Raw genomic sequence first — 15220 nt, 5'->3', positions numbered from 1 at the left:
TCTTTAAATCTATTAAATTGTTTGCAGTGACCAATTAATGTTGAGGTTACAATGTCCCTCTACCGTATCATTTGCCGAAACATTGAGCATAATGCGGTTAAGCTTAGCAAGTGTCTTACCATCAAATATCATCTGGCAACTACCAGATGATTGTGTACTATTGAAGATAATTCCCTGAAGCGCACCATTGTATTGACATAGGCCTGAGTTAATCACACTTATTGGGGCGATACTATTGCTTTGGCTATCTTCAAAGCCAATTAGCGAGACAACCGCACCTGTTTGTGTGTTTTGTAAAGTCCCCAAGCCAAGGCCGTAAACCATTTTGCCATCTTGTGTGATTGAGGTGAATTGGTTTGGTGGCTGTGGTGTGATGCTTAGGCGATAGTTTTTATCTTCAAAAATGTTGGCAGTATGTGCGGTTAAACTGACTTGATCATAATAGCCACTATTAAAATTAATGGTGGCATTGGGCATATCAATAACTAGTTGTGCTTCACCTAAACCGTGGCCATATCCAACACTTGAGAGTGCTAAATAACTGCTACTGATGATACAGAGCAATTTATAATGTTTTTTTGATCGTAACATATAATACTCCTGTGTATTGATCTTGTGTCATTTTGGCAGCTTTGAAGGTAAGCTCCATACGCTTTAACTCTTCAACAAGCGCTTGACCACTAAATTCAAGTTCACAATTTACCGGTTGACCGCTTGCAAAAAATGACAACTGATTATCAACAATGGCACAGTGTGAATTGTTTCTGCCATTGAGTAAGGTGAGGCGATTGTTTTGGGCATTTAAAAAGGCAATATGGCTTATGCCAACCTCGGCAACACCTTGATCGACTTTTCCTAATGGAATGACGATACTATTATCTTCTTTCAACGGTAGAAAAGTGCTGTTAAACGCGTTGACTACCAAATCATAGCGATCATTTGGGTTATAGCGATTATGTTGGTTAAACATGACATCACTGGTATAAACACTTTCACTATTGGAATAAATGCTTCCAGTAATCGGGCTAAGTGTGAAGTCTAGTCGTGAGGGAATATAATAATTCAATCCTGTTGTTACAACATGACTAAAGCCTGTGACATAGCTCAACATGATCGTGATGATGGTTGCTGTAATCCTCATCAAAGTGCCTTTTTTACTGATAATGGCTATAGCATAATCGATACTTAGGTTAAAAAGAAACCAATTGGCATTTAAACACTTAATGACCTTATAAGATAGATTAATGTTTTTTATGCTGATTTTATTTTGATCACTTTATATGATGTGCTCATATCGAATCACACAATAAAATGGATAGAAAATGGTATTTCAGCACAAAAAAAGTTTTATGTATCTACTGGCACTATTGCAAGGTGGGTTTGCTTTTGCTGAAATTCGTGCGATTGAGGATGAAAGCATCCCTAAAGGATTTGAAAATTATCAAGCAATATCAACGATGAACGTTCCGGTCTATATTAATGGACGTATCGTTGCAACAACGATGGTTAAATTTGATGATGGTACGATTGAAATACTTAATCCAGAGAGTGTTATTAATAGAGTGCCTACCTTATCGGATGCGAATAAACAGAAAGTACTGGAGGCATTATCACAAAAACTACCTAATCATAGTGAGAGACTTTGTAAGTTAGATGCACCTAAAAGCTTAGGCTATGGCAATATTTGCAAAGCGTTAACACCAAAGGTGGCAGGTGTTATATTTAATCCAAGTAATCTTAACTTATATGTTTTTATTAACCCTAAGTTTCTAGAAAGTACTAATGGACCCATTAATCCAATGTTGGGGTCTTCGACTTCAAGCTTTTCGTATTTTAATAATTCGTCTTTACTCTATTCAACGACGGATTTTAATGACAGTAGTCTTAATCTCAATACCAATCAGTACTTTAATTATGGTAATACCAGTCTGCTAGTGACACCTGCGATTGAGCAGACATTCTCGCAGCATGGTGATAGTGATCCAACGCTCAGTATTAATAACTTAACCTTGCGCTATTATTGGAATCCAGCGCTGGTCTCAGTAGGTACGACAATGACGGCAGGGGATAATATTCTTGCTCAGCAAAATATTATTGGTATGAGTATGCGTAATAATAATGAAGTATATAGCTATAGCACGAGCAATTCAGGCACACCAGTTGAGGTGCTGTTAACAACCAACTCGCAAGTGCGTGTTTATAAAGACAATCAATTGATTTATGCTCAGCAGTTACCCGCAGGGAAACAGCAGCTTGATACATACAGCTTTCCAGATGGTTCATATAACATCACGATTGAAGTTATTGATCAATTTAATAAAAAAACAGTATCACAAGAGTTTTTTACAAAGTTTTCGTTGATTCCTGAAGTAGATAAGCCAAATTATCAATTTGCATTAGGCTATTTGCAAAAGACGATCAATAGCAATGATGAGCATTTTTATTATCCGCAAAGCTATACGGATGAACCGATATTTAATGCCAAATGGACACAGAGTTTAAATAATCGCTTAGCATTAACAGGAAATATGCTGTCTAACTTCGAGGATATTTATGCGACATTTGGTTTAGATAGTTTATTTGGTGGCAACTTAAGGCTGTCATGGTACAACACCGTGTCAAACACCAACAAATATGCGTCATCGATTACCGGTACGTGGAATTTTGGTAACGTTAGTTGGTATAGCAATATTCTAGGCGTTATTGATAATAATGATTCATTAATGCCTAGACGGGAGCTTTTTAATCCTTTGCCAAGTGGGCAGCAGTTACAATTGCAAAATAACTTAAGCTTTTCATGGTTAGGTGTCAGTACATCACTATCACATAGTTGGAATACCATCACACACCAAAATCGTTATGGTATAAGCCTTTCTCGCAATTTATTTAGCACTTCTGGCTTAAGTGCGGATATGACATTCTCAGCAGTTAAGACTGATCAGGATCATTTGATTCAGGCAGGTATTCGCTTTTACTTTACACAAGGTCGTTGGAATGTCAGTGCCAGCTCTGATTATATGGATGATGGTCAAACACAAGGTAAATTTAATCAATCAGCGTCAGTTTACTATTCTCATTATAGTAGTCCAAATGCTTATTTAAGTAGTAGTGCCACACTTAACTATAGTGAAGATAACAGTAGCGGCTTTATTGCAGCTAATGGTGCCAATAAATTAGCACAATACAACGTGCAGAGTAATATCACCAAAGAAACCACTCAAGTTTCTGCCATGGTTAATTCAAGTATGGCGTATGCTCAAAATGATTACGCCTTTGGCTATGATGGTGCTTATAACTCAGGCGTAGTGGCATCGGTTTATGCTGAGGGTAAGGCGGTTGAATATGACATTTATGATAATGATCTTAAAATCGGTCAAGGGCAAGGCACAGGTAATTTGTTTTTAATGCCAAGTTATAAAAATCATAATTTAACCATTGTGCCTAAATCTTCAGAAAGTTATCAGTATGACCAATTGGCGAAAAAGCTTGTTTTATACCCAGGTAATATTCAAAAAGTTCAATGGCATCTAGCGCGTGTTGTGCCATTTATGTCGCATATTGTGATTGATCATGATGGTAAGCTTAAGCCTTTAGCTCACGCCATATTGAAGCACAATGATGAAATTGTTGGTGTTACCAATGATGATGGCTTTATTCAAGCAGATATTTTATCAACAAGCACTGAGCTTACGTTTGAAAAAGGTGATCAAACATGCCATATTCAACTGCCAACTATAAGCAATGATGATCTGTATATTTGGCAATCGCAGGTTGAGTGTAAGTAATTATTTTTGTTTCTGTTTTTTACGCTTTCGTTCCATTTTAAATGCAATGTATGCGCCAACTACAACGCAAGTTGAGATAATGGCAATCATCAATGTGGCTAGCGCGTTAATCTCAGGTGTAGGACCATTTTTAACGGTTGAGTAAATATACATTGGCAAGGTAGGATCACTGCTTCCTGCGACAAATTCAGTAATGACCAAATCATCAATCGATAGCGTGAACGCCAATAGAAATGAAGCAATCAATGAGGGGATGATCTGTGGTAAGGTAATCTGAAAGAAAATCTTAGCAGGCTTGGCACCTAAGTCCATTGCTGCTTCCTCAATAGAGCGATCAGCACTGGCAATACGCGCTTGCATGACAATCGTCACATAGGCAGTACAAAAGGTAATATGTGCGATGATAATCGTCATCATGCCGCGACCATGTGGCCAACCGATAAGATTCTGTAATGAGGTAAACATCAATAACAGTGAGACCCCAAGCACAATATCTGGAAGCACCAGAGGTGTAATGACCATGCCATAAAGGAAGTTTTTACTTCTGAAGTAATTAAAACGTGTCATGATATAAGCAACCATCGTGCCAAGCACTGTGGCACACAATGAAGCAATAAGGGCGACTTGTAAGCTGATTAAAGCAGCACTGATAATATCACTATCTTGAAAAAGCTCCCTATACCAATCAAGCGTAAACCCACCCCATAAGTTAATGATTTGAGAGTTGCTAAATGAGAAAAGAATAAGAATGACTAAAGGGATGTATAGGAATATCAAGCCTAGAATGAGCATTACTTTGCTGTATGAAAAATAAGAGGAAATACGCATTATAGACTCCCTGATGCTTTTGCCTGACGTTGTTGGATCTTTTGCATCCAAATCACAGGAATAACCAAAATAATCAATAAGATAACCGACATCGCTGCCGACATTCCCCAGTTATTGGCAGTAAAGAATTGCTCCCAGATCACACTACCGATCATAACACTATTTAATCCACCCATGATTTGCGGTACGACGACTTCACCAACGGCGGGGATAAATACCAATAAGCTTCCTGCAATAAGCCCTGGCATAGACAGTGGCAAGGTGACTTTAAAAAACGTCTTAATTGGAGTGGCACCTAAATCAGCAGCAGCATCATTTAAAATAGGATCCAATTTAATTAATGTGGCATACAGGGGTAATACCAAAAAGGGCAGATAGCAATAGACCATGCCTAAATACATTGAGAAGTTATTATATAGCAATGCCATGCTTGGTAATCCTAACTTCATCAAAAAGACATTGAGTTGATGATTGCCTAATAATGTCACCCACGCATAAGTTCGCAATAAAAATGACGTCCAGTAAGGGATGATAATCATGATCAGAAAAATTAGCTGAACATTTTTACGTTTGATACGCGATAGTGCCAAAGCCATCGGATAGCCGATGAGAATACATAATATTGTTGTAAAAAAGGCAACACTGACTGAGTCAAACAGAGCAATAAATACTAAGTTAGAACTTAGCGCTTGTATATAGTTGCTTAGATGCAGAATAATATGCAAGGTATGATCAGTGTATTGCAAAATCGCAGTGAAAGGCGGGGTGCCATTGGCAGGTAACGTGAAGCTTATGGTTAAAACAAATAAAAATGGAATAAGTAGAAAGACCATAAACCATAGCATTGGTACCAAAATAACAAAGCGATTTTGCCACTTATGTACAAAATGAGGGTCAAGATTATGAAGCCATTTCATGAGTACAACACCATGATACTCTCAGGTTCCCACGTCAGATAAACCGTATCTTCCCAAGTGGGATGATCGGCATTACGCTCAACGTTAAAGTCTGTTGCTGTGATACGTTTGCCTGTTGCACTTTCAACGTGATAAGTTGATAAACCACCCATATAAGCAATGTCTTTCACTTTGCCAACGATTGTGTTGACCGGTTGACTTGGGTTGTAATCTTCAGGTGGTGTTTTCGATATAGATATTTTCTCAGGTCGGAGTCCAACCCAGATTTGTTGTGCCTCAACACCATCAATGCGGCGATCAAGTTTAAATGAGCACTTAGTCTCATCAGAATCAATAACACTTGAGTCATCATTGATTTCACTAATGGCACCTTCAAAAACTGCACTTTTACCTATAAAGTTAGCAACAAAGCGTGTTTTCGGGAATTCATAAACCTCTTGAGGAGGACTTACTTGCTCAAGCCAGCCTTCGGACATAATGCCAATGCGTGATGCCATCGTCATCGCTTCTTCTTGATCATGTGTGACCATGATAAAAGTACTACCGGTTTGCTCTTGAATATCCACTAATTCAAACTTCATTTGATCACGTAAGTTTTTATCAAGAGCCGATAATGGCTCATCTAACAAAATAAGCTTAGGACGCTTCGCCAAGCAACGCGCTAATGCTGCACGTTGGCGCTGACCACCCGATAGTTGATGGGGTTTACGTTTGGCTAAATGCTCCATCTTAATAATCTTAAGCGCGGATGCCGTGCGCTTAACAATCTCATCTTTAGGCAGTTTATCTTGCTTTAAACCAAACATGATATTCTGTTCAATGGTCATGTGTGGAAACAAGGCATAAGACTGAAACATCATATTAATCGGGCGATTATATGGTGGAATATTGGTCATATCCACGCCATCAATTAATATTTTGCCGTCAGTGGGTTGCTCAAATCCAGCTAAGAGTCTAAGTAAAGTACTCTTACCACTACCTGAGCTACCAAGCAATGCGAAAAATTCTTTTGGGTAAATATCTAAAGAAATACCATCAACAGCAGTATGACCATCATCAAAACGTTTCACTAAATTGCGAATGCTAATGAGTGGTTTTTTGTTATTAGTTGTTCTCTCCATTGGGCATAAATCCCCCATCTGTTAATCGTGTTAAAAAATCAGGCTATAGGATAAAGGGGTTTTTATAAAATAGAAAGCAAAAATATATAGTAGCGGCGTACTGCATATGCCTTGTTGATAAAAAGTGTGATGCGTATTGCAACGTTTTAATGATGTCAAAATAGAAAAGTAGCGGCGTATTGCATACGCCTTGTTGACAAAAAATGTAGCAGCGTATTGAATACGCCCTATGAGAAATTATTCTAAATGATGATCTTTATTGATTTGTGCGATGATCTTATCTTCTTCTTTCCAACGTTCGATCAATACACGGCGATCCTTCGCAAGATAAGTGTAAACAACTGGAACAACGAAAAGGGTGAAAAGGGTACCAATTGTCATACCAGATGCAATGACAATACCGATAGATTGGCGACTTACAGCTCCCGCACCTGAGGCAATCACAAGTGGAATAACACCCACAACCATCGCCGCAGTTGTCATAAGAATTGGCCGCAGACGAAGGGCTGCTGATTTTAAAATTGCTTCTACTTTGCTATAGCCTTCTTCTTGCAGTTTATTAGCAAACTCCACCAACAAGATACCGTGCTTACTAATCAAGCCAATCAAAGTGATCAAACCAACTTGTGTGTAGATGTTGATTGAGGCATAACCTGAATTAAATAACTGCCCCAAATACAGCGGGATTAATGCACCACAAATCGACATCGGTACACTGATTAAGATAATCAATGGGTCTCTAAAGCTTTCAAATTGAGCAGCAAGCATCAAGAAGATCACTATCAGTGCAAATAAGAAAGCAATCGCCATTTGGTTGCTGTTTTCTAAGAACTGACGTGCAGATCCTGCATAGTCATGTGTATACCCTTGTGGTAACTCGGTCTTAGCTAGGTTTTGCATATATTCAATTGCTTGGCCTTGACTAACGCCTGGTGTGGTCACGGCATTAATGGTTGCTGAGTTGAGCTGTTGGAAACGGTTTAAACTCAGTGGCACACTTTGTGTTTTAAAGGTCACAATGGCTGATAATGGAATGAGCTTACCATTTGTGGTAGTGATACGGATTTGTCCAAGTTGCTCTTTGGTTAGCTTAAGGTTATCAGCAAGCTCAGGAATAACCTGATAGCTATAACCCAGCATACTAAAGTAGTTCACATAACCTCCAGAGTAAGCATAACCAAGTGCTTGAGCAATTTGCTGCATGCTAATGCCTAAAGAAGCTGCTTTTTCGCGATCAATTTGTACAATCATTTGCGGATTGTCAAATTGTAGATCACTTTGTGCAAAGACAAACAAACCGCTTGACATCATCTTCTTGATGACATCATTAGCAATGGCGTAGATTCCAGGATAGCTATTAACCGATTGAATCACAAATTGCATCGGTGGACCAAATGAAATACCTGGTAATGATGGCATTTCAAAGGTATATATCTGAGAGCCTGCAACGTTATTGACCAGGTTTTGCAATACCGGTTTGATTTCCATTTGCGTTTCTTTGCGTTCACTCCATGGCTTTAAGACCACGCCACCAAAGCTACTATTACTCTGTGGATAGCCATTGACCACAAAGGTTGATTCAACGCCTGGTAAGCTTTTCATATCTTTATAAAGTGCGGGTGCAAAAGTATTTAAATAGTGAATGTTAGCCGGAGAAGGGGCAGTTCCTTGAATCCCGATAAAGGCCTGATCTTCGGTAGGTGCTAACTCTGATTTTGTGCCCATAAATAATGAGTAACAGCTAATTAAAACAACAGCACCAAATAAAATCACGACAATGCGCACGCTGAAAACAAGACGCAAGGCACGCTCATATGCATTCTTAAGTTTCTCAAATAAATTATCAATAAACTTAACTGTTTTCGCCTCGGTAATTGATTTAGAGAGTACTTTTGAGCAGAGCATTGGCGAGAATGTATAAGCGACAATCCCAGAGATAACAACCGCTCCTGCTAATGAGTAAGCAAATTCAGTAAATAAGATCCCCGTTAAGCCCCCCATCATCCCAATCGGTAAATAAACAGCGACAAGGGTTAATGTCATTAAAATAACGGGATTGGCAATTTCTCGGGCACCTTGGATAGATGCTTCAAAAGGTGTTTTACCCTCTTCAATATGTCGGTAAATATTCTCGAGTACAACAATGGCATCATCAACCACCAAACCAATGGCAAGTACCATTGCCAAGAGCGTTAAGAGGTTAATGGAAAAGCCCATTAAAAACATGAGTAAGAAGGCGCCAATCATCGATAGTGGGATGGCAACAATAGGAATAACAACGGATCTAAAAGAACCAATAAATAAGAATAAGACAACAGTTACAATAATTATTGCTTCAATCAATGTTTTTACAACATCTTCAATAGACGATTTAATATAAGTGGTATTATTGTAGACAATATTCATGTTTAAACCAGTTGGTAGACTTGCTTTAATACTTGGCAAGTCTTTCATGATATTATCAACAACAGTCAATACGTTAGCATCAGATGCGGCGACAACACCAGCAAAAACACCATATTTGCCATTGAAGCTGACATTGGCAGTATAGTTTTGAGCTCCTAATTCAACCGTTGCAACATCACCTAAACGAACGAGATTGCCATTTTCATTTTTAACAACTAATTGTTTATACGTTTGTGCATTATCAAGGTTAGTTGTAGGGTTAAGTGTGACATTAAAATAAGGACCTTTAATTTGACCACCGGCAGCAATCAAACTATTGGCTTGCAACGCGTTAGCGATATCATCCGGTGTAACATTAAAGCGTGCCATCTTGTCATAGTTTAGCCAGACACGCATGGCATAGTCTTTTTCCCCCCAAATGATGACATTGGAGATGCCGCCTAAAGATTGCAGTTTAGGCGTTAGTTGGTTTTTGATATAAGCAGTAATTTCTTGTTCATTTAAAGCATCACTGGTAAAGCCCAAAATAAGTGATGGGAATGAGTTACCTGATTGCATATCAATCGATGGTGATTGTGCACCATTTGGCATCTTATTTTGTACTGCGTTGACTTTTTGTACCACTTGGCTTAGGACATTATTAGGATCAGCGCCAAGTTTAACGTTAATCGTAAGCGTACTTAAACCAAGTACACTTTGTGATGTCATGTAATCAATACCATCAGCTGCACCAACCGATTGCTCTAATGGCGTTGTGATAAACCCTTGAATGATTTCAGGATTAGCACCCGGATACGCGGTGGTGACAATAATCGTCGCATTGTTCATATATGGGTACTGACGTACCTGCAAGGTAAATGCAGTTCCTATCCCAGCAACGAGTATCAGTAAACTGATTACCGTTGATAGCACAGGCCGTTTTATAAAAATATCAATAAAATGCATATGCCGTTTTCCTATGGGTTGTTTTTGAAGTCAACGTCATTATTGATAACAACACTAACACCATTTTGCAGTTTGTTTTGACCAGAGGTCGCAACCATCTCACCGGCTTTAATGCCTCGAACGATGACTTTATTGTCATTGGTCATGGTCGTCTTAACCGGAACCTGCTTCGCGGTATATTGTTGCTTGCCTGTTGATACAAGCTGAACTTGACCATCTTTCATGGCACTATATTCAGACATCACCGGTTGCCCGTCTTTAAAATCAGGCACAAGCACATAAACCGTTTCACCATATAGGGTATAGCTTACGGCATTGCGTGGAATAATGATGGTGTTTGGAATCGGTGGTAAAATTAAACTGACATCAAGAAACATACCAGGATAGATCAAATGTTGTTGATCTTTATTATCAAAGGTTGCTTGAATATTAAGCGCTCTGTTGTCACTGGTGATTTGTGAGTTAATGGCAGTGATTTTTGCCTTGAAAGTAACACCTGGATAAGCGTCAGATGTAAACTTAATATCACCACCAACCTTAACATTGCTAAAGTTATTCTGTGGAATACTAAAATCAATATAAATCGGTGATATTTCAGTTAACGTTGCTGCACTGTTGCCAGCACTAAAATATTGTCCTAAGCTGATTTGACGCAAACCAATCTTGCCATCAAATGGTGCTTTTACCGTGCGGTAGTTGATATCCGCTTGAATCGATTCAACATTAGCAAGATTAGCATCATATTTTGCTTTTGATTGATCTGCCGTTTGTTGTGAGACGGCTTGTTGTTTTAAAAGGTCAGCATCACGTTGGTAGGTGATTCTAGCAAGTTCCAAATCAGCTTGTGCTTGCTTTAGTTGTGCTTGTAATTGCTCAGTATCAAGTGTGAATAACACGTCACCTTTTTTAACCATTTGTCCGGCTTCAAAAGAGATGGTTGAGACTAAACCTGAAGCTTGAGCGGTAACATTGACATTTTGGATGGCGACAGCTTCACCAATGGTCTTCACACTTGGATACCACGTTTCAGATTTGGCGGCAGTAGCGGTGACTTCAGGTGCTTGCATTTTCCAAGTTGCCATGGCTGAAGCCTTTTTACCGTTGACAAAACTAGCAAAGCCAAAGATGCCGCCAAAAATAACGACAAGAATGGCAATGACGATGATAAAAGCTTTAATAAGCTTTTTCTTGGGTGCTTTTAGGGAGAGTTCAGCCATGATTTATCCTTCTGTTTTCATATTTTTTGTTTTATTTACTAAATGACGAGGGTTATAAAATAGAAACTGCCAAAAATGTAGCGTACTAAGTACGATAAAGATAATAAAACTATAACTTGCCATGCTTAAACCAAACAGTTGCCAGTCAACTTGTGAGCAGTCAGGTCCACTTGTGAAAAGCGACTTTAAGAAATCCAAAAAAGGTAGATTTTGAAATAAACTATCGACACCGGCTTCACAGCTGCCAACATATTCACTTGGGTTTATTTGCATCCATACTTGCTTTAAGGCCACCAAGGCACCGAGTAATGCAATCACACCAAGGGTGAAACTATAAATGCGCACACCCTGTATTTTAGGTTTATGGATAAGGGCGATAAGTGCAATAATGCTAATCAATAAAATAGCAAATTGCTGCAATAAACACATCGGACAAGGTTTTAAACCAGTTAGTTCAAAATAGATAATGCCAGCAATCACCAAAAGACCGATGATAAATGTTCTTAAATAGATTTGCGGGCTTTTAAATCCGTGCATATTGATTTCCTTTAAACTCAAGTTGCTTTGTGCGTTTTGGTCATTATAGAGCAAAAAGCGCTGAAGTCATTATCTATACCACCCATAAACCATCTTGCAGCATTTTTGCCATTGAATTTTACGCCCTTTTGAGTGATCGAACTTTGGCAATAGTCCCAGATATTACCTGCAGTCCAATCAATCAAAAGTATCAAAAAATTCTTCGGCACCCAACACCGTAAAATGATTGACGAGTGGTATAGCATAGTAGATGCTCGCTGAAAATAATGACGAAAAGTTGTAAAAACATTAAAATTATGCCAATTGAATAATATTTGCATAGCTACTTACTGCTTCTTTAACCCCAGATTAGAACAGACGTTCATTTTAACGAGGGTTTGCAGTAAATCCAACAGGGTTTGTGATTTTTTATATCAAATCAGGTTAATGTTACGAAACATGTGCAAGTGATGTTGATTTTGATATGGGTTTCATCTTGAAAGAGAGTGCCAAACAAATACAGAATAAGACGATAATCAGTATAAATATGCGTTGATAGATTTCAGCTGGATAGATGTGTGTACTTTGCATTTGAGCGCTACTGACTAGATTAATCAAAATGCCGACAAGCTGAATACTTATTGCACCTAATAAAACTGAGAACATATTGGTAATACCAAGTGCGATGCCTGAGTATTGGCGCGGTACCAAAAGGGCTGAGCGATTATAAGAAGGGATAATGCCAGCATCGCAAATCCCATAGCAAAAATAAATCACTTGTAATTGCAATAATGATAACCCTGGAACATAAATAATCACAATCATTAAGATAAGACACAGCAAAGCGGATAAACGCATTAATTGCAGTGCATTACACATACTATTTAAAAAACCAAACAAAGGACAACCAAACACCATGCCAATAAAAATAAGACTGGTGGTAAATGCGGCATCCGTGTGTGTTAGACTTCTGAAGCTTGCAGTAAATGACGCACCCCACATCTCGGCAAAAACGGTTGTCGGACCATATAAGCAACCAATAAACAAGCAGTTTAACCATAGTGCTTTATTGTTTATCACTTGTTTAATGCCATGGGATATTTTGCTGCTATTGCTAGCTGTCAATGCTTGGTTCGTTGAATTGTGTTTACTCATCCACAGCATAAGAAAACCGATGATGAAAAATAATATCGCAAAACTAAGCATCGCAACCTCAACGCCAACATGATGCACATAAATACTCATTGGCGCCTCACCAACGGCAGCGCCAAGCATACCCATGGCTTGCGTGATGCCGGTCAGCATAGCAAAGATGCTCGGAGTGAAGAAGTTAATCGCTAAACGCAGTGTGCCAACAAACGCAAATGCACCACAAAAACCCATGAGCATGCGTGCAATAATGGCAAGTGTTAAGCTATTAGCAAGGGCGAAAATAATACAAGCAATACCAGTGATAAATGCGGCTAACATCATCACCTTTTTAGGGCCAAATTTATCGGTAATCATGCCAACGGGTATTTGCATGAGAATGTATGGGTAATAGAAAAAGGCAGATAAAGCACCGAGTCCTGCGGCAGTTACCGAGAACTTGTCGGATAATTGCGGCAGCATCACACTTGGGGAGACGCGCAGGAAATACTCGCAAAAGAAGAAAAATGCACCCAAAAACCAGATGAATAAACTTAAATGTACTTTATTGGTTGTTATTGTCGCTTTCAAAATTTAATGAGAGTTTTTTAAACGAAAAAGCATTATGACTTTGCGCTAAAGCGATTGCAATGCGCAAATGCTAAATACTTTTGCATAAAGTGTAACGAATTTAAACCCGTTGTTTTTCTATGATCTCAAGCGCTGATTTAAGATCAAGCAGTGTGTAGTGCTTTTCTCCTTCGTGTTTGAGTATAGGTAATCCACCTATTTTAATTTGCTTTGATTGTTTTATCTTGATGCAAGCAACGGTTACGTAAATGTAATTATTTTGAAAGATCTTGGCGCTAAAGTGTCAATAGGCGCTCAATTAACATAGGTTGTCATATTTAAGTCAACGTTGTTTGAGTCTAAATAAAATGGGGTAAGTGCGAAGTGCCAGTCAAAATTTTAAGTCATTGCTTGCTGCGGCAGGCTAAGGGTGTTGTCGATTTTGCAAATGCTCAGGGGTTAGCAGCTGCGTTAGTGGCTGAGGATGAAGTCAGAGCAATAACGTTAATTGATAGTCAGGTGAGTCAATATTTTCTATTGAGTGATCTGGCACAGTGCTGTCCATGCTATAGTTATGCCAATGTGCAAAAAATGCCAAAGCAAATTATTTACTCACATTTATTATCTTATGCAAATATTCGTTCAGACTATTTTCATCAAATTGGTAAAGGGGGAGATAGTTTGCTATTTAAATTTAAATATTCATCTGCACAGTTTGTGTTGGTTTTCTTGCAGTTTAAATTTGCTTTTAATGCTTGTTATCATTTGTGTAACAATTTTCTACTGAATAAATTACGAGAATTGGTTTATTCGGATTCTTTTAAGAAGCTCATCATGCGTTGTCCGAATATTAAAGCGCATATACAACCGGTTAAACTAGATTTTGAAACTCAGTCACTGATGCATGATGACCCTTTTAAGGTGTTAACTGTTAGAGAAAAGGAGATTGTGCAATTATGTTGTGATTATCCAGAGACGTCAAATATTGAGCTTGCCAATGAGATGGCGATATCACCACGCACTTTTGAGAAACATTTGCAGTCAGCCTATCGCAAATTTTCAGTGCGAAGTCGAGCTGAATTGATGGTGTTGATTGAGCCATTGGTGAGTTATTTTTATTAAATTTTTACGTCTTTATACGTGTTTAATAAAGTACTCCCCATTGTCTAGACCACTTTGCAATAAAAATGGGATATTTTTCTACTGCAAATTCAACTCATCAACTATAGGCTTCAAACAAATGTTTTCATTTGGTTTTAAACCTAATAATAGTTTCTCTTTAAATGCGTCAGCATCAGCATTTTTATAGCTAGTGTTAAAGTAAACCTCAGCTGGTTTTTTATACGCAAGACCTTGATGATGTCTTTCATAATTGTAAAACTCAAAGTATCGTTTTAATGAGCGTTTGGCTTCTTGCATATCAGCATAATCTTTTATGTAAACCTCCTCATATTTAACGCTACGCCACAAGCGTTCTATAAAAATATTATCAAAGGCACGACCTCGACCGTCCATGCTAATCTTAATATCATTTGCTAAAAGAAGCCCTGTAAATTCAGTGCTGGTATACTGAGACCCTTGATCACTGTTAAAAATATCAGGCTTTCCGTAATGCAATAACGCATCTTCTAATGTGCCAACACAGAATGAGGCTTCCATGGAGTTGCTAAGTCCCCAACTAAGCACATAACGACTATACCAATCCATGATCACAGATAAGTAGATAAAGCCTTGATTTAGGCGAATGTAAGTCAAATCTGTACACCAAACCATATTTGCTTGGTCAA

Annotated in this window: 12 protein-coding genes; 2 read left to right on the top strand and 10 right to left on the bottom strand. The window is 38.4% G+C overall.

What is annotated here, in order from left to right; all coding sequences use genetic code 11:
- Window positions 1–12 precede the first annotated feature (12 nt).
- Both IE867_RS09430 and IE867_RS09425 read right to left on the bottom strand, forming a co-directional pair.
- On the bottom strand, window positions 13–591 hold the full coding sequence (locus IE867_RS09430; protein WP_192484476.1) for a hypothetical protein: 579 nt from the start codon (window positions 589–591) through the stop codon (window positions 13–15).
- The gene (locus tag IE867_RS09425; protein ID WP_192484475.1) at window positions 566–1141 is read right to left on the bottom strand and encodes a hypothetical protein; all 576 of its coding nucleotides are present in this window, start codon (window positions 1139–1141) and stop codon (window positions 566–568) included. The genes IE867_RS09430 and IE867_RS09425 overlap by 26 nt, the downstream gene beginning before the upstream one ends.
- A gap of 181 nt (window positions 1142–1322) precedes the next feature.
- Between IE867_RS09425 and IE867_RS09420 the strand changes: the two genes are divergently transcribed.
- Complete coding sequence (locus tag IE867_RS09420; protein WP_192484474.1) at window positions 1323–3785, top strand: TcfC E-set like domain-containing protein; 2463 nt, start codon at window positions 1323–1325, stop codon at window positions 3783–3785.
- Here the strand turns inward: IE867_RS09420 and IE867_RS09415 are convergent, their stop codons facing one another.
- The 7 genes from IE867_RS09415 to IE867_RS09385 form a co-directional block, all read right to left on the bottom strand.
- Complete coding sequence (locus IE867_RS09415) at window positions 3786–4613, bottom strand: ABC transporter permease (protein WP_192484473.1); 828 nt, start codon at window positions 4611–4613, stop codon at window positions 3786–3788.
- Window positions 4613–5530: an ABC transporter permease gene (locus IE867_RS09410; RefSeq protein WP_192484472.1), complete on the bottom strand. Its 918-nt coding sequence runs from the start codon at window positions 5528–5530 to the stop codon at window positions 4613–4615. Before IE867_RS09410 ends, IE867_RS09415 begins: the two co-directional genes overlap by 1 nt.
- Complete coding sequence (locus IE867_RS09405) at window positions 5527–6651, bottom strand: ABC transporter ATP-binding protein (protein WP_192484471.1); 1125 nt, start codon at window positions 6649–6651, stop codon at window positions 5527–5529. Before IE867_RS09405 ends, IE867_RS09410 begins: the two co-directional genes overlap by 4 nt.
- Before the next feature lie 237 nt (window positions 6652–6888).
- On the bottom strand, window positions 6889–10002 hold the full coding sequence (locus IE867_RS09400) for an efflux RND transporter permease subunit (RefSeq protein ID WP_192484470.1): 3114 nt from the start codon (window positions 10000–10002) through the stop codon (window positions 6889–6891).
- Window positions 10003–10013: 11 nt separating this feature from the next.
- On the bottom strand, window positions 10014–11219 hold the full coding sequence (locus tag IE867_RS09395) for an efflux RND transporter periplasmic adaptor subunit (protein WP_192484469.1): 1206 nt from the start codon (window positions 11217–11219) through the stop codon (window positions 10014–10016).
- 3 nt (window positions 11220–11222) lie between these two features.
- A complete protein-coding gene (locus IE867_RS09390; protein ID WP_192484468.1) occupies window positions 11223–11756 on the bottom strand; it encodes a disulfide bond formation protein B in 534 nt (177 codons plus the stop codon).
- Between the two features lie 429 nt (window positions 11757–12185).
- Window positions 12186–13454 carry an MFS transporter gene (locus IE867_RS09385; RefSeq protein ID WP_192484467.1) on the bottom strand — a complete coding sequence of 423 codons (1269 nt, stop codon included), beginning with the start codon at window positions 13452–13454 and terminating at the stop codon, window positions 12186–12188.
- Window positions 13455–13817: 363 nt separating this feature from the next.
- Between IE867_RS09385 and IE867_RS14900 the strand changes: the two genes are divergently transcribed.
- Window positions 13818–14555: a response regulator transcription factor gene (locus tag IE867_RS14900; protein WP_192484466.1), complete on the top strand. Its 738-nt coding sequence runs from the start codon at window positions 13818–13820 to the stop codon at window positions 14553–14555.
- A gap of 78 nt (window positions 14556–14633) precedes the next feature.
- Here the strand turns inward: IE867_RS14900 and IE867_RS09375 are convergent.
- A partial coding sequence (locus tag IE867_RS09375) for an IS3 family transposase (protein ID WP_192484465.1) occupies window positions 14634–15220 on the bottom strand: 587 nt, incomplete at its 5' end.

The organism is Cysteiniphilum marinum, from assembly GCF_014857925.1.
GTDB classification, from domain to species: domain Bacteria; phylum Pseudomonadota; class Gammaproteobacteria; order Francisellales; family Francisellaceae; genus Caedibacter; species Caedibacter marinus.
This window is presented reverse-complemented; position numbering and strand designations above follow the sequence as displayed.